The sequence below is a fragment of the Sphingobacterium composti genome (assembly GCF_009829075.1).
GTDB classification, from domain to species: Bacteria; Bacteroidota; Bacteroidia; order Sphingobacteriales; family Sphingobacteriaceae; genus Sphingobacterium; species Sphingobacterium composti.
In genome coordinates this window covers 16146-33329 of sequence record NZ_WUQZ01000029.1, presented here as the reverse complement: position 1 = coordinate 33329, position 17184 = coordinate 16146, and the positions used below count along the sequence as shown (strand labels likewise).

The 17184-nt window shown below is 36.4% G+C and carries 14 protein-coding genes, 2 tRNA genes and 1 pseudogene; 5 read left to right on the top strand and 12 right to left on the bottom strand.

The features are described 5' to 3' along the window. Positions 1-84: 84 nt before the first annotated feature. Together GOQ17_RS14660 and GOQ17_RS14655 are read right to left on the bottom strand one after the other, a co-directional pair. Complete coding sequence (locus GOQ17_RS14660) at positions 85-537, bottom strand: antirestriction protein ArdA (protein WP_262885592.1); 453 nt, start codon at positions 535-537, stop codon at positions 85-87. A 129-nt stretch (positions 538-666) separates the two neighbouring features. Further along, the gene (locus GOQ17_RS14655) at positions 667-960 is read right to left on the bottom strand and encodes a hypothetical protein (RefSeq protein ID WP_159638607.1); all 294 of its coding nucleotides are present in this window, start codon (positions 958-960) and stop codon (positions 667-669) included. A 137-nt stretch (positions 961-1097) separates the two neighbouring features. On the opposite strand from GOQ17_RS14655, the gene GOQ17_RS16235 reads away from it, so the two are divergent. Both GOQ17_RS16235 and GOQ17_RS16450 read left to right on the top strand, forming a co-directional pair. After that, the gene (locus GOQ17_RS16235) at positions 1098-1259 is read left to right on the top strand and encodes a hypothetical protein (protein WP_201288633.1); all 162 of its coding nucleotides are present in this window, start codon (positions 1098-1100) and stop codon (positions 1257-1259) included. A 26-nt stretch (positions 1260-1285) separates the two neighbouring features. Next, a pseudogene (locus GOQ17_RS16450) lies at positions 1286-2083 on the top strand (recombinase family protein); the annotation flags it as partial. A gap of 739 nt (positions 2084-2822) precedes the next feature. Here GOQ17_RS16450 and GOQ17_RS14645 read toward each other — a convergent pair. The 9 genes from GOQ17_RS14645 to GOQ17_RS14605 all read right to left on the bottom strand — a co-directional run bounded on the left by GOQ17_RS14645 (position 2823) and on the right by GOQ17_RS14605 (position 12008). Continuing rightward, positions 2823-2895: transfer RNA gene (locus tag GOQ17_RS14645), tRNA-Lys, on the bottom strand. Between the two features lie 141 nt (positions 2896-3036). Further along, complete coding sequence (obgE, locus tag GOQ17_RS14640; protein WP_159638605.1) at positions 3037-4038, bottom strand: GTPase ObgE; 1002 nt, start codon at positions 4036-4038, stop codon at positions 3037-3039. Between the two features lie 25 nt (positions 4039-4063). After that, positions 4064-4639 (bottom strand): adenylate kinase, encoded by a 576-nt coding sequence (locus GOQ17_RS14635; RefSeq protein ID WP_159638603.1) that lies wholly within the window; start codon positions 4637-4639, stop codon positions 4064-4066. Between the two features lie 74 nt (positions 4640-4713). Next, positions 4714-4787 (bottom strand) — tRNA-Arg (locus GOQ17_RS14630). A 189-nt stretch (positions 4788-4976) separates the two neighbouring features. Further along, positions 4977-8171, bottom strand: coding sequence for an efflux RND transporter permease subunit (locus GOQ17_RS14625; protein WP_159638601.1), 3195 nt, complete (start codon positions 8169-8171; stop codon positions 4977-4979). 22 nt (positions 8172-8193) lie between these two features. Beyond that, positions 8194-9249 (bottom strand): efflux RND transporter periplasmic adaptor subunit, encoded by a 1056-nt coding sequence (locus GOQ17_RS14620; protein WP_159638599.1) that lies wholly within the window; start codon positions 9247-9249, stop codon positions 8194-8196. A gap of 21 nt (positions 9250-9270) precedes the next feature. After that, positions 9271-10614, bottom strand: a complete 1344-nt coding sequence (locus GOQ17_RS14615) for a TolC family protein (protein WP_159638597.1) — start codon at positions 10612-10614, stop codon at positions 9271-9273. Position 10615: 1 nt separating this feature from the next. Continuing rightward, positions 10616-11221 (bottom strand): TetR/AcrR family transcriptional regulator, encoded by a 606-nt coding sequence (locus GOQ17_RS14610; RefSeq protein ID WP_159638595.1) that lies wholly within the window; start codon positions 11219-11221, stop codon positions 10616-10618. Between the two features lie 130 nt (positions 11222-11351). After that, on the bottom strand, positions 11352-12008 hold the full coding sequence (locus GOQ17_RS14605; protein WP_159638593.1) for an NUDIX hydrolase: 657 nt from the start codon (positions 12006-12008) through the stop codon (positions 11352-11354). 232 nt (positions 12009-12240) lie between these two features. Here GOQ17_RS14605 and pfkA point away from each other — a divergent pair, with 232 nt between their 5' ends. Genes pfkA through gap form a run of 3 tightly spaced genes read left to right on the top strand, consistent with a single transcriptional unit; the run spans position 12241 to position 15087 of the window. Further along, a complete protein-coding gene (gene pfkA / locus GOQ17_RS14600; protein WP_159638591.1) occupies positions 12241-13224 on the top strand; it encodes a 6-phosphofructokinase in 984 nt (327 codons plus the stop codon). 8 nt (positions 13225-13232) lie between these two features. Further along, positions 13233-14081: a hypothetical protein gene (locus GOQ17_RS14595; RefSeq protein WP_159638589.1), complete on the top strand. Its 849-nt coding sequence runs from the start codon at positions 13233-13235 to the stop codon at positions 14079-14081. A 4-nt stretch (positions 14082-14085) separates the two neighbouring features. After that, complete coding sequence (gap, locus tag GOQ17_RS14590; RefSeq protein WP_159638587.1) at positions 14086-15087, top strand: type I glyceraldehyde-3-phosphate dehydrogenase; 1002 nt, start codon at positions 14086-14088, stop codon at positions 15085-15087. 153 nt (positions 15088-15240) lie between these two features. Here gap and GOQ17_RS14585 read toward each other — a convergent pair whose 3' ends face one another. After that, positions 15241-17142, bottom strand: a complete 1902-nt coding sequence (locus GOQ17_RS14585) for a TonB-dependent receptor plug domain-containing protein (RefSeq protein ID WP_159638585.1) — start codon at positions 17140-17142, stop codon at positions 15241-15243. Positions 17143-17184 lie beyond the last annotated feature (42 nt).

The following is a 17184-nucleotide window of genomic DNA, read 5'->3' as shown; positions in this document are numbered from 1 at the left end:
ATCCTTTTATACAGGATAATTCAACTGCCATGATTTTAAAAGATTCTTCAAATACTCGTGCCATATGTTAACAAATTTAATTCTTTATTTTTTAAATCTGTCTCCACTCAAAGGTAGCAACTCCAGTCCATTGTTGCACCATATTAGAAATGCCTCTTTTCGGCTCTCGTCCATGTCTTCCAAAGCCTCTAAAACGTCAAATATGCTGTCGCTTATCCAATATTCTCCGATTAAGCCGTTCGGGATATTCTCGTAATCTTGGAACATAAATTCGGGGTCTGCCTCGTCATTGTGTAACTCCCTGCAAGCCGTGTAAAACTCTTTTTTGTCCGCATAGTCGGATAGCGTTAACCATTCCCCGAAGATTGAACCGTCATTATATTTTGCGTATGTGCCGACATATACTCTTGCTTCCGATGTGTTTATTTGCTGTGTCATTTCTTTACCGTTTTGAATTAATTTTTTTGATTTATTCGGCAATGAGAGGTGGTGCTGTTGTTTTGTTTCAATACTATTTCCAATGCTTATAATCCTCATGCCTGACATTTTTTTTATTCGTGTAAAGAGCCGGAGTGTGCTGTGTTTCGTTTCTGGAGCATCAAAGGTTAGTGTTTAGCAGGTACAAGGTTTTGGAAAAAATACTACCCATAGGTGGAGATTTTTTTTTCAAACTTGTCTTAACCTTTTGCCTGCGTTAAGAACACGGACATACCTTTGCTCCATGAAACCTGAACAACAGGGATACTCGATTTTTACATTAAAATCAATTGTGGAAGTAGTGAGGATAGCATTTGGGAAATGGTTCAGAAAAAATTTAATACCTCTTAGTACGGCTACAGGTGATTGAAGTTTGGAGTGGAATAGCCCAATCGGTGTAACGACATCTTCAATCTCCTGTTCCCAATCATAGCCATAAGCTTTTTTGCGGTCAGTAGCGGAGCGAATGCCGTAAATGTGCATATGGCTTCAAATCAGTTCGAGCCAATCCAAGCCAAGTAATTCAGTGAAAGGACACATTGTAATCCTCTTTCCATCAACTCGATAAGTTTGATTAAGCAGATTGATCTGCACGATTAACAAGCAAAAAAGAGTTGAGTATGGAGAAAGGCAAAACGAAAGAGTTAACACCCGAAAGAGTTAAGCAAATCTTGAAAAAGAAAGGAACAGAAGTCGATTTGGAGGAAGCCCAAGCCATTTTGGAATTTGTAAATAAGATAGCTTACATTGCAGTTAACCAATATCTAAGAGGAAAACTTTAATATAATGAACAAGGAAAACTGTTGTAATGAGAAAGGCAGATTTATACATACGTGTATCGACAGACGAGCAAGCGGACAAGGGGTATTCGCAACGTGACCAAGAAGAAAGGCTAAGAAAATATTGTGAAATTAAAGGTATTCCGATAAGAAATGTGTACATAGAAGACCATTCAGCTAAATCTTTCCAACGTCCAGAATGGCAAAAATTTTTATCCACTCTGCGCAAAAACAAATACAATAGAACTGGTTCGATAGTTCTGTTCACTAAATGGGATAGATTCAGTAGAAACGCTGGAGATGCTTATCAAATGATTAACCAATTAAAGGCATTTGGGGTTGAACCTATGGCAATAGAACAGCCCTTAGACCTCAGCATTCCCGAAAACAAAATCATGCTTGCATTCTATCTCGCTTCACCGGAAGTGGAAAACGACAGGCGTGCATTGAATATTTTTCACGGGATGCGGAGGGCAAGAAAGGAGGGTCGATATATGGGGGTTGCTCCATTGGGGTATGTCAATAAGATAACAGAGGACAAAAAGAAATACATTGCCCCGCATGACTTTGAAGCTCCGTTACTAAAATGGGCATTTGAGCAAATCGCTTCCAACAGTTTCAATACCGAACAGATTTGGAAGATGGTTAGGGAGAAAGCAAAAGGAAGAGCCAGGTTCAGTAAAAACAATTTTTGGTTAGCGATACGAAACCCGCTATACTGTGGTAAAATATTCGTTCCGCCCTACAAAGAGGAAAAAGGTTTTTTAGTTACTGGACAACACGAGCCGTTAATTAGTGAAAAACTGTTTGACGATGTGCAAGATGTTCTCGATGGTAGAAAAAGGAAAATAAAACCTAAGATAGTGTCCATTGAAAACTTACCACTTAGAGGGTTTATTAAATGCCCTAACCCTAAGTGCGATAGGATGCTCACAGGGAGCGCATCAAAAGGTAAAATGGGAAATTACTATTACTATTATCATTGTATATCCTCCTGTGGAACACGATTTAAAGCCGAAATTGTCAATGAGGCTTTCATAAAGCAATTACGGCATCTATCACCAAAAGAGGGAATGGTCGATGTGTTTATTGAGGCATTTATAAAAGATTTCAATAACAAAACCAAAACCCAAAATACCGATCGGACAAATATCATAGATGAGATTAATGCGCTGAATAAACGCTATCAAAATGCACTTTTAAAGAATGCGGACGGAGAAATGGCAGACGATGATTTTCAAGAAGTAAAGAAACTGACCAAAGGAAAGATTGAGGTATTGGAACGAAGATTAAATGACTTGGCAGTGGTCGGAACAGAGATTAAGGATTTAGTTGCATCTACCTTAAAAAAGGTCGCAAACATTGATAGACGCTATGAAAACGGCGATATTGAGGAAAAAAGGCTTATAGTGAGTTCGATGTTCCCCGATTTTTTGGAATTTGACGGAACACGACATCGAACTCCGAGACTAAATTCTGCGATTGCTCTTATCTACCAGAATAACAGTAGGTTACAAGACAAAAAAAATGGGACAAGTCTATCATTTTTAGACTTGTCCCAAGAAGTGATCCCGCTGGGATTCGAACCCAGGACCCATACATTAAAAGTGTATTGCTCTACCAGCTGAGCTACGGAATCCTAATTCTTTTCGAATTATCCTTCGTTGTTTGAAGTGATGCAAAGATAGCTATTTCATGCGTTTCTGCAAACTATTTTGCATTTTTTCTGGTATTTTAAAGCAAACTTACTGATTCTTAAAGCAGTAAATTTGCATCTTTTTTACTGCTCGTTGATAGCTTTCCAAAGCATATCTTTCAGTTGGGTGATATTCTTACCCGCAACTGATGAGATAAAAATATAAGGAATAGCTGCTGGCAATTGCGCCTTCATTTCTTCTTCTAATTCCTCATCCAACATATCCGATTTTGTGATCGCCAACAAACGTGGTTTTGCTAACATTTCAGGATTGTACTCCTTCAACTCATTCAGCAAAATATTGTATTCTTCCTCAATCGTACGATCTGTATCTGCAGGCACCATAAATAATAATACCGAATTTCGTTCGATATGTCTCAAGAAACGATATCCTAATCCTTTGCCCTGCGATGCACCTTCGATAATACCCGGAATATCCGCCATCACGAAAGATTTGTTGTCACGGTAGCCCACGATACCCAAATTAGGCACAAGCGTCGTAAATGGATAATTAGCAATCTCTGGCTTAGCTGCTGATACTACAGATAGCAAAGTAGACTTACCCGCGTTTGGAAAACCTACCAATCCTACATCAGCTAATACTTTGAGCTCTAATATCACCCATCGCTCCTGACCAGGCATTCCAGGCTGTGCAAATCGAGGCGTTTGCTGAGTAGCGGACTTGAAATTATTATTTCCCAATCCGCCTTTTCCTCCAGGAGTTAAGATTTTTGTTTCACCATCTTCGGTAATTTCAAAAATAACTTCACCTGTTTCCGCATCCTTAGCAACTGTACCTAGTGGAACTTCTAATATTTCGTCCCTCCCAGTCGCTCCTGTTCGCAATGCAGATCCACCACGCTCTCCGTCTGCAGCAATGATATGCTTTCTATATTTTAAGTGCAATAATGTCCAATGTTGTGATGAACCTTTGAGGATAATATGACCTCCACGTCCACCATCACCACCATCTGGCCCACCTTTCATAGTCGTTTTATCGCGATGCAAATGTGCAGAACCTGCCCCACCATGTCCCGAACGACAACACACTTTTACATAATCAACAAAATTCGAACCTTGAGCCATATTGTATTATTACTGATTTATATTTTTATGCTTGGTAACTATCGATTACTGCTGACAATTCACCAAAGATAGTTTCGATCTCACCAATACCATTTACTTTAGTCAATTTTCCTTGCGCTTCGTAGTATGGTAATACGTGAATAGTTTTACTAAAATACTCTTCAATACGTTTTTGCAATTTATCAGCTGCATCATCCGCACGACCTGAGATCTCTTGGCGTTTAGCGATACGTTGCGTCAACTCTTCCTCTGTCACATCCAAAGCCACCACACCGGAAATTGAAGTATCTATACTGTCCAAAAATGCGTCTAATGCTTCTGCTTGTGCTACTGTACGTGGGAAACCATCAAAAATAAAACCTGTTGCTAACGGGTTCTTTTTGATTTCTTCTTCCAACATCGCAATAGTGATTGAATCAGGAACCAAATTGCCATCTGCAATGATTTGGCTTACTTGTTTACCTAATTCCGTTTGATCCTTGATATGAGCACGAAATATATCTCCTGTAGAAATATGTACTAAATTGTATTTAGCAATAAGTTTTTCTGATTGAGTTCCTTTTCCTGCTCCCGGAGGACCGAATAATACAAGGTTTAGCATAGTTTGATTATGTTTATTTTGTGACAAAATAAAAAGCCTAATCCTTATGTGAATTAGGCTTTCAGTTAACTAAGTGCACTCCAAGGGAGTCGAACCCCTAACCTTCTGATCCGTAGTCAGACGCTCTATCCAATTGAGCTAGGAATGCTTCAACCATCACTTCTGGCATAGCCTTTTCCGTTTTGGTGTTGCAAATATAGTAATAAAGCCCCTTATTATCAAAATTTTTATTGTTTAATATACTAAATAAATGGAATAAATTGAATAACTAAATGAAATACAGACAAAAAAAGGAGAGCTTTCGCCCTCCTTCCCTATAGATTTATTAAACTTAATATTAATGTTTCTCAACATAATGTTCGTTAGGAACATAGTCAGCAACCATTTCAGCTGTATAATCAGTAGGTTCACCTTTACTCAAACGACGTTTTATACTATCCATTAATGAATAGACTACTGGTACTACCACCAAAGTCAAGAACATCGAAGACAATAAACCACCAATAATTACAATTGCTAGACCCCTATTCATATCCGCACCATCACCGGTCGCCATTGCAATAGGAATCATACCAAACACCATCGCAATTGTCGTCATCAAGATAGGACGAAGACGCGCATGGTTGGCCGCTACTAAGGCATCATGCGTATTAAAACCTTCTTCTTTGCGGTGATTAGCAAAATCGACTAACATAATCGCATTCTTCGCCACCAAACCAATCAACATGATGATACCTAAAATTGTAAAAATGTTTAAGGATTGATTTGTTAATGCCAAGAATAATAAGGCACCAATAAATGATAATGGAATAGAGAACAATACTACAAATGGTGTCGCAAAGTTGTCATATAATGCAACCATAACTAAGTATACCAATAAGATAGAAGCGATCAAAGCTATTCCTAACGTGCCAAAACCTTCGGATTGGTTTTCCATATTACCACCCCAAACGTATGTTACACCTGCTTTACGTGGTAATTTTGAAAATTTCTCCTCCCATTCCGTAGCAATCGTACCTGTAGGTCGGCCGATTACACCACCTTGTACCGAAACAGCAGGCGACTTATCACGTCTTTCTAACAATGTAGGACCTGAACTATATTCTACAGTAGCAAATTGATCTAAGGAAATTGATTGACCTGAATTATTAATAAATTTCAAGTTTTTAACGTCATCTAAATTCGAACGACCTTTGTCATCAAATTGAATGTTAATATCATACTCACTATCTCCAGCACGGAATTTGTTATCTGTATTACCCGAGAATGCTGTTTGCATAGTCATACCTACAGAAGCTACATTCAACCCTAATGAAGTCATTTTCTCACGATCCACTTGTACACTAATCTCAGGATTACCAGATTCAGAAGTCAGTTTAACATCTCTACTACCTGGTACTTCTCTCAATAAATCAGCTGCTTGTAAAGCAAACTCTTGTGCATCTTCAATCGTAGAACCGATGATTGTTAATTTCAAAGGAGCTTGTTCTGGCCCCATGATACCCATTGGCACAGACTTGATTTTTGCACCAATCAAAAGAGGCAACATTTCATTACGAAGATTCACAGCAAACACTTTTGAATCAGTCACTTTTTTAGCCTCATCCGTCATGATAACGTGAATCTCTGCTTTATAACGTGATCCAGTAGCTGCACTCATACCTCCATCCGAAGATTGTCCAACAGTAGTAATTGTCTTTTTAACTTCAGCTTTATTTGCTAAAATATCTTCTGCTTGACGAACTAAAGCGTTTGTACGTTCTAATGTCGCATCCTTCTCTAATTCAAATTGCAACATGAATTCTCCTCTATCCGATGACGGGAAGAAATCTGAACCAACATAACCCATTGCAACTAATGCGATAGAACCAGCAAATAGTACAATGGATATGATCAACGTTAATGCCTTATTAATCCAATTTTTCAAAGCCCATCTCAAGATGTCCGAAATCTTGTGCGTGAATGCATCTAATCCAGATTCAAATCCATGAATAATTTTCCCGAAGAAAGAATACTTATTGATATGTTCTAGTTTTCCAAAGCGTGAGTACAACCAAGGCACTAATGTAAAGGAAACTAATAATGATAGTAATGTGGAAATAATTACGGTAACACAGAATTGAGCCAAGATATTAGCAACCAATCCTGTAGACATCGCGATAGGTAAGAACACAACAACAATTACCAATGTAATCGCCACAACGGTAAAACCAATTTCAGCAGCACCGTCGTAAGCAGCACGCACCTTGTTTTTACCCATTTCCATATGGCGGTGAATATTCTCAATTACCACAATCGCATCATCCACCAATATACCTACTACCAAAGACAAACCTAATAAAGACATTAGATTCAACGTATACCCCATTAAGTACAATCCAATGAAAGTACCAATAAGTGATAACGGAATGGCAACCATTGTAATCGCAGCATTACGTAGCGAGTGCAAAAAGAACAACATGATGAAACCTACCAATACAATCGCCAACACCAAGTCAAAGATTACGTTACTAGCAGCTTTCAAAGTAAATTCTGACGAATCGTTTGCTACATCAATCTTAATACCTTGCGCTGTATAATCTTTCTCAATACCTCCTATTAGATTTCCATCTTTATCATAGTCAGCGATAGTTTTTCTTACTAATTCAGAAACTGCTACTGCATTGGCGTCAGATTGTTTGAAAACTTGTAGCATAATCGTGTTTTTGCGATCCACACGAGCTATCTTTTCAATCTCTGTTACACCATCCTGTATATCTGCGATATCACGCAAGAATATTGTAATACCAGCAGGCGTTGTTATTGGCAAATTACGCAACTCATCTATAGTTGTGACTTTACCAGCAAGACGAATAGTTGTTCTACTTTGTTGTGAAGCAACATTACCTGTTGGGAAATCCAAATTTGATGATGCAATTGCTTGCTGAACAGCTGACAAAGAAAGTCCATACCCTTCGATTTTCGTAGGATCAACTTTCACTTGAATTTCACGCTCTTCTCCACCAATCATATCAACCTTAGCCACACCATTCACACGTGCGAAAACTGGTTGAATCTTTGAATCCAATAAGTCATAAAGTTCTTTTTCCGACAAATTGGATGTAACAGCCAAACTCATGATAGCCACATCATCCAAAGAGAATTTATTCAAGGACGGTGCGTTCACGTCATCTGGCAAATCATTCAAAATCGAGTTGATCTTACGCTGTGCATCGGTTAATAAGAAATTGACATCCGCACCATTATTCAGCGTAATCATCACGACCGAGACATTTTCCATTGAAGTAGACTCGATTTTCTTCACCATTTCTAATGAAGCGACAGCATCTTCAATTTTCTTTGTCACCGTATTTTCTACTTCCGTAGGTGAAGCTCCAGGATAAACAGTTTGCACTGTAATCACGTTCACTTCAAATTTCGGAATCAACTCATACCCCATTTGTGAGTATGAGAATATACCACCCAATGTCAAAATGATGAATAACACCAAAATGATACTAGGTCGTTTTATCGATATTTCAGATATTTTCATAACTACTATTTACTCAATCTAATTATTTAATAATTTCGATTGCAGTTTGATCCAACAAATTAATTTGTCCCGAAATAATTACTTGATCTCCAGCATTCAATCCGCTCAACACCTCAATATTGTCACCGAAATTTCTTCCTGAAACAACTTTAGTTTCAATAGCTTTACCATTTTTAGCTACGAAAACTCTATTATCACTAACTGAACCAACGAAAGCTGAACGTGGAATTACTAAAACAGCTGCTGAAGTATTGCCACCAAAAGTAGCTGTACCATACATACCAGCACGTAACTCACCACTTGCATTTGGCACTTCAATCTCTACTGGGAAATTTAAGCTACCATCTGATTTTGGAGCGATAAAAGTAATTTTACCAGTATAAGTTTTATCCGTATAAACTGATGCTGCTACATCAACAGACTGCCCAACCGCTAAGCTTGCTACATTTTTCTCATCAACATTTACACGAAGTTTTAAAGAACTTACATTGACGATTTCAAATGCAGGAGTTCCTGGATTGACATAAGTTCCTGGCTCGATTTTACGTGAATTCACGATACCAGACACCGATGTTTTGATAGTCACGTCACCAGCAGTTAATTTTGAACTACGTAAATTATTTTTTGCCGTTTCGAATTGTAATCTAGCTTGATCTAATTGTTGCAAAGTAACACCACCAGTTTTATAAGCACTTTCAAAACGTTGAAGATTTTGTTGTGCATTATCATAATTAGCTTGTGCATTAGCAACATTCACATTCAATTTATCTCCTTCAACGATAGCCAAAGTCTGACCTGCACCCACATGAGAACCTTCGTCAACTAATACACGAACAACACGACCGGCAGCTTCAGCCGATACAGTTACTTCTTGCTTTGGTTGAAAAGTACCATTAGCTGTATTAGCTAGATTAATATTATCTAGACGCGCAGTATCAATACGCACCGCTACATATGCATTTGTTTTAGCTGCCTCTGCAGTCACAGCTTCGTTTTTCGCTTTATTTTTATTTAAGATAAAAAAGATACCTCCTAAAGCAGCAGCAATAATAATTACCGTAATTATAGCACGTTTCATATTCTTATTTAGATTATATTCTTATTCGTTTATTAATGATTTCAATTTACCGTTAGCTTTTATCAGTTGTACTTCCGCTACTTTGTAGTTCAATAAAGCTGTATTCAAATTATTTTGTGCATCCGCATACGCATTCTCTGCATCAAGCAATTCTGTCAATGTGGCTAAACCATTTTTATAGTTATTGTTTGTATTATCCAATACTTCTTTAGCTAAATGCACATTACTCCTATTGGTATTGATAGTCAGAAGGGAATTTTTTATTTGCGTTTTTGCATTTTCATTTGCTAATGAAAGGCCTAATTTAGCATCATCAATATCGACTTGCGTTTTTCTAATCTCTATATCCGCTTGATTAATTCTGGATTTAGTAGCACCGCCATTAAAAATTGGAATAGAAAGATTCAAGCCTATACCCGAGAAATTGGACCATTTGAATCCATCCTTACCAAAAGTCGGAAAAATATTTCCCATACCTAGATATCCAAAATTACCTGTAAAAGATAATGAAGGATAATAATTAGAAACTATGGATTTACGATTTAATTCCAATAATTCACTTTGTTTATTTAAAAGTGCAATTTCAGTACGGCTATTTACATCGGTCGACTCATAGATCTTTTCTAACGAAATATCAAAAGTCTCTTCTGGTAAAACAACATCTTTTGTGATCTCCATACCGATAGCAAATTTCAACGCATTTTCTTGCAATTCTAATGCATTCAATACTTGCTGTCTTTGGGATTCTAAGTTATTTACAGCCACCGAAGTACGATCTAAATCAATTTTCTTACCGAGCCCTGCGTCTACCAAACCTTTGATTACATCGCGTGTTTTCTTTGTGCTTTCCAAGTTTATATCTAATGTTTTCAATTGCAATTGTGTCTGAAACACTTGATAATAAGAATTTGCAACTTTTTCAATTAGATTCTCCTCTGTCAATGTGTTATTTATCTGATAAAACTCACGAGTAGACTTTGCTGCCTTTAAACCTGTAAACAAAGATTGGTTGAAAATTTGCTGCGAAACGGATACCGCAGCATTAGTTTGCCATTTCTGACCGAATGCTACCATTATTGTTTCACCTGGCTCGCCACCAAATATTTCTGCGGGTAAAGCACTCTTTTGTAATAATGGATTGTAAGTAAGTGTTCCATTCGCATTAACCTGAGGTAATGCACCAGCTCGCACTTCATCAATCAAATATTCGGAGTTTTCTAATTCCAAAGCGGATTTTTTAGCTTCAGCTTTGTTTTGCAACGCATATTTTATTGCATCTTGTAAAGTCAAAACCTCTTGCGCACTTGCATAAGAAGCACTGAACAGACCGGCTAATAAAACAGCTATTATTCTGATCCTTTTCATTTTATCTATTTGTAACTATACGTTCTTCAAAAATTAATTTAGCAGCCTTCATTTGACTATCTAAAATTTCATCTACATTCGCTAAATTCGGAATACCTGAAATAATATCCTTAACAGTATGTATCAAACTCAACCCTTTTATAATATTCCGTAACACATAAGCTGATTCATCAATATTATGCAACTTCAAATTCCCAGATTCTACCGCTTTAGTCATTAGCGTCTGTAAAACTTGCAAATCCTTACATTCTAATTCTTCAATGAAATCCGTGAAAGCATTATCACGTATCCAATCCAAATTTTCATTGATATACAACATATAATGTTTGCGCATATGATCTGCTCTAAACCTCAATAAAGCAAATAATGTCTCCAGAAAATCACCTTCAAATGCCTCCACCATCTTTTGTTCCTTCGAAATTAATTCTGTAGATATGGCACAAATGACATCTTTTATTAAAGCAATCTTATCTGGATAATAGTAATATAGATTCGCCTTAGTGATTTTTACATCATCAGCAATTTCATTCATTGTGGTTTTAGAGAAACCATAATGCGAAAATCTGCGCAAAGCTATATCAATTATTTCCTCTTTTCTTTTATCCATTTTACATTTTTAACTTTTGACTTTTACAAAAGATTGTTCAAAAATACAAAACGTTTAAATAGAACGTATAATTGTATCAAAAAAATACAATACATTGACAAAAAAGTTTCTTTGTTTAGTAATTAAACTGTTAGGTAAACAGTTTTAAGAATTTACGCTTATCCAACTTGTATAATCTTGCAGCACGGTAAGATACGCCTGTTTGGAATTCTTCTAATTCTTTAAGATAGCCCAAATTATTCATACGTTTTCTAAAGTTGCGTTTATCCAACATTTCTCCTAAAATAGCTTCATAAATCTGTTGTAATTGCGTTAGTGTAAATTTTTCGGGGAGCAATTCAAAAGGCGCAGTCGAATAATTTAAATTTCTTTTGAGTTTTTTAAGACCCAATTTCAAAATATCGTTATGATCAAATGCCAACTCAGGAACATCACTGACATCAAACCACTTAGCTTGACGCATATAATTCGTCACAGGTTTTACTTTATTCTTCACGTCATCATATCGCACTAAAGCCATATAAGCCACAGTTAGGATACGACCTTCTGGGTGACGCTTTAAACCAGCCATCGCTGCAAGCTGTTCCAAATATATATTTTTCAGACCTGTATGTTCGTATGCAATACGATTCACAGCCTCTTCCATTTCTTCTTGCTTGTCCACAAAATAGCCTGGCATAGCCCACCAATCACGATACGGGTACTCATTTCTCTCATTTAATAAGACCTTTAATTTTCCTTCATGAAAAGTAAAGATCAAACAATCTACTGTAAAAAATGATAACATGATTTGCCCTCAAAAATTAGTCTAAAATTATCCTTGTTAGAAATATTAATACAAATATATTGCAATTTATACATTTCCGAATTAAGTATTAATCATTAAATATCAGCTTGATTTTCTTGATTAACAGCGACAAGATGAATAAAAATCGGCAAACAAGCAAAAAAATATGTATAAAAATTTAATAGTGTAAAAAATACACATTATATTCGTAGTGAACTTAATCTAAATTACTTTGAAAAAAATAAATCGAATTGGAGTTTTTACATCAGGAGGTGACGCACCAGGAATGAATGCTGCTATCAGAGCGGTAGTGAGAACTGCTATATATAACGATATATCTGTAACAGGTATTTATCATGGCTATCAAGGCATGATCGAGGGTTCATTTGTAGAAATGACTCGCCGTTCAGTAAGTTCTATCATTCAAAAAGGTGGTACAATATTAAAATCAGCACGTTGTTTAGAATTCAAAACCAAAGAAGGAAGACAGCAAGCATATAATAATTTAAAAGATCAAGGAATCGACGCATTGGTTGCCATCGGTGGAGATGGAACATTCACTGGTGCTGATTTCTTCTCCAAAGAATACGATATTCCTGTAATGTGTATCCCTGGTACGATCGATAATGATTTGTACGGCACAGATTATACATTAGGTTACGATACAGCCAACAACACCGTTATAGAGGCTATAGATAAGATTCGCGATACGGCTTCTTCACATAGTCGTGTCTTTTTCGTGGAAGTAATGGGGCGTGATTCGGGTTGTATAGCTTTGAATGCGGGTGTAGGTGGTGGAGCAGAAGCGATACTTCTACCGGAAATTAATTCAGGTATTGACAACCTAATTGAAGAATTAGAATTCGCAGAAGCACGTGAAAAAACCTCCATGATAGTAATTATTGCAGAAGGAGACAAAAATGGTGGTGCATACAATGTTGCAAAAATTGTAAAAGAAAAAATTAACCATCTTGACATAAAAGTTAGTATATTAGGACATTTGCAACGTGGAGGATCTCCAAGCAGCTTCGATAGAGTATTAGCTACGCGTATGGGTTATACAGCTGTAAACGAACTCATCAAAGGCAATACACGCGGAACTATAGGTATCCGTGGTAACCAAATGATAATAACACCACTGGAAGAAGCGTTAAACAATAAGGAGTTCAAGTTGGACGACGAATTGTTGGATATTGCAAATATTATGAACAAATAATATTCCATATGATTTTAGTAATTTTCACTGGATCGAGATACGCAGATTGGCGCCTAGCTGAAAAAGGAAGACTATTACATGGCTTTCGGACAGCAGGCATAAATTCGTACATACAGGATGAAAATTTTATAAATCAATTGTTGAATAAGAATACGGATCTTCTCTACAATGCAGAGAAGATCAAGAAAATATTCTTTTTCGGTGCAGGAGCTTCTTCAAAAGAACGCCAAGACAAAATAGTGCATGTTTTTTCAAACTTTTTCAAAAATGCGAAAGTAAAAGTTTCACATGATTTAGATGCTTCTGCACTTTCTACTTTTGGAGATGAAAAAGGAATCGTAGCAATAATGGGTTCTGGATCAAATGCAGCTTATTATACTGGAAAAAAAATAATTCCGAATAATTACGGTCTTGGTTACATCTTGGCTGACGAGGGGTCTACCAATTGGATAGCTCAACAAGTACTGCGAGATTATTTGACGGATGCCATGCCACAAGGATTTCGTGAAAAATTGGATGACAAATATAGTTTGGATAGAAAGTATATTTTAGAAAAGTTATACAATAATCCTAATCCCAATATATTTTTAACATCTTTCGCTGATTTCTTCTTCGAAAATAGAAACGAGCCTTATCTATCAAATATCATCAAAAAAGGTTTGAATCTTTTTATCACGACTTATATTCTACCGCTATTAGATCAATATCCGGACTCTCCGATCAGTCTTACAGGATCAGTGGCGCACAACTATCAGGAATGGCTCATGGAATTTGCAAAAGAGTATCATTTGAATATTCAGACAATTAACAAAGAACCTATTCAAAATCTAATAAAATATTACATTAATAAAAATTAAGAAAATGAAAATTGGAATTAACGGATTTGGCCGTATTGGTCGTTTAGCTTTCAGAGCTGCTGTGAATCGTGCTGATATCGAAATTGTAGGTATCAACGATTTAGTAGAACCAGATTACATGGCTTACATGTTAAAATATGATTCTACTCACGGTAAATTTGATGGCACTGTAGAGGTGAAAGATGGCAACTTAGTTGTAAACGGTAAAACTATCCGTGTTACTGCTGAAAAAGATCCAGCAAACTTAAAATGGGATGCTGTAGGTGCTGAGGTTGTAATCGAATCTACAGGTTTGTTCTTAACTCAAGATACTGCTCAGAAACACATCGATGCTGGTGCTAAAAAAGTAATCATGTCAGCTCCTGCCAAAGATGATACACCAACATTCGTAATGGGTGTAAACCACAAAGAATTAACTGCTGATCAAAATATCGTTTCTAACGCTTCATGTACTACAAACTGTTTAGCTCCGATTGCTAAAGTGTTGAATGATAAATTCGGTATCGTAGAAGGTTTGATGACTACAGTTCACGCTGTTACAGCAACACAAAAAACTGTTGATGGCCCTTCAGTGAAAGACTGGAGAGGTGGTCGTGGTGCTTACCAAAACATCATCCCTTCGTCTACAGGTGCTGCTAAAGCAGTAGGTTTAGTATTACCTGAGTTAAAAGGTAAATTAACTGGTATGTCTTTCCGTGTTCCTACAGCTGACGTTTCTGTAGTTGACTTGACAGTACGTTTAGAAAAAGGCGCTTCTTACGAAGATGTTAAAAACGCTATGAAAGAAGCTTCAGAAGGTGAGTTAAAAGGTATTTTAGGCTATACTGAAGATGAAGTTGTTTCAACAGATTTCTTAGGTGATGCGCGTACATCTATCTTCGATGCTAAAGCGGGTATCTCGTTAAATGACAACTTCGTGAAAGTAGTATCTTGGTACGACAACGAGTGGGGTTACTCAAACAAAATTATTGACTTAGCTCAAGAAGTTGGTAAATTTATCAAATAATTTATTCAACCAATAAATTAGAAAGCATCTGAAATCTCAGATGCTTTTTTTCTATTCACACACTTAAGTTAATAATTAATTGGCAAACGTATTACAGTGGCAAATTTAATTAATGTACATCAACTTAATTATACCTAACAATTGGTATTTTACCTAATGTAATACGAAGCGTAGCCCTAGTGTGAACCAGCGTTTTGGCATTAATACGGCTCCCGATTCTTTGTAAGAAGCATTCGCCACATTGGTAATATCTGAATATATATACCATTGTTTTAACTGATACCCAAGCCTAACATCGGAGATAAAATAAGGATCATTCATTTCTCGTTTTATCCAACGATTTCCTGTGCTAAATTCCCAATTAGATGTATGGTACACAATTCGCAATAAGGCTTGATGTTTAAGACTTTCTAATACATACTTTGAAACTATACCTTCTGCGTATGATAATTCTTCTGGTGACAAGAAATTATATCCAAAACTATATCTTAGTCTCATTTGTTGTCCTAAATTATATATTCTACTCAAAGAAGCACTTGCACCATGCATTTTATTATTTCCCAAATTAAAAGGCTGATAAGGAATTTTACTTATTTCATTTGGGTCGTCAATATTTCCAGTATTTTTAGTCCAATCTACAAAATCATTAATATCTCTATAGAAGTATCTCAACTCCAATTTCGTCTCTCCGATCTTTCCTTGTAATGATCCTTCATATTGCCATGCATATTCAGATTTCAAATCTGGATTGCCAATGTTTGCCGGTTGTTTCAAATACAAATCTGTAAATGACGGTATTCGCTGACTCTTGCCTACATTAAAATTCAACTTCCAATTAGTAAGAAATTGATAGCCTACATCCAATCCTGGATAAATCTCCCACCCATATTTACTATTATAATTGCTGTATGCACCGATATGAAAAGTTAATTTTGATAGAAGTTCTGTTCTATATTCAAAATAAGATCCAAAATTTTCACGATTGTGATTACCCAAGTTTGAACTTTTAATATCTTCATCTCGTAGCTCCAACCCAAATCCAAAGTCACCTATACTCGTCATCAATCTACTATTCAATTCAAAGGACAAAGCATTATTTGCATGTTCTGAGCGAGCTTTAGTCAAATCATAGCGGAAATAACGGTAATCGTCCGTATTGTATCGATTCGAAATACGTGGATTAATATAAAATTTATCTCCAAAATAATGCTTACTCGAGATATGCGTAGTAAAAGTATTTACTAATTCATACGATTCCTTGTCACCTGGAGCAGCATAATATCCGTTTGCACCAAATTCATTGGCGATATAACCTAAGGACCAATCCAAACTATTCGATTCGTTGACTTGAAAAGCGCCTTGGTAATATGCACGTATATCCTCAGTAGCACTATTATAACGTTGACCATTTGATTTCTGCGAAGAAAGAGAAATTAAATTTTGAAAAGCAGTAGTTCCTAGTTGCGCTACAACTTGACCTGCTCCACCCCAATATTTTCCTGAACCATCTCCCTCCTCTTTATTTTCAAAGGAAGAGCCACTTTGTAAATGCACCGATACACTATTTTTTACAAATGATTTGGTGACAATATTTATTGCTCCTGTCAAGGCATTAACCCCATAAACCCTAGCCATAGGTCCTCGCAGCACCTCTATACGTTCAATTGCATCTAGTGCAACAGGAATATTCATGGTATGATGTCCTGTTTGCGGATCAGAAATTTTCACCCCATTCAAAAGTATTAGAGCTTGTTCAAAAGTACCGCCATCTATACTAATATCCGCTTGTGTACCAAATGAACCTCTTTGTCTCACATCCACCCCATTAACAAAAGCCAAAACTTCATTTATAGATTTCACAGGCATCTGTGCAATGTCTTGTGCTGTAATGATTTCTATATTTTTATTTCTTTTGCCAAAGGGAATTTGGAATCTATTCTCGGTGATTACAATTTCAGAGATAGAATCTTTCCTCAATGGATTTTCAGATTGTGCTTGTGAAATTGAAATAAAAAGTAATCCTGCCGCTGATAATAAAATTTTATTTGACCACATAAGTACCAATAATTATTTAAAGTGCTGCAAATGTGGTATCTT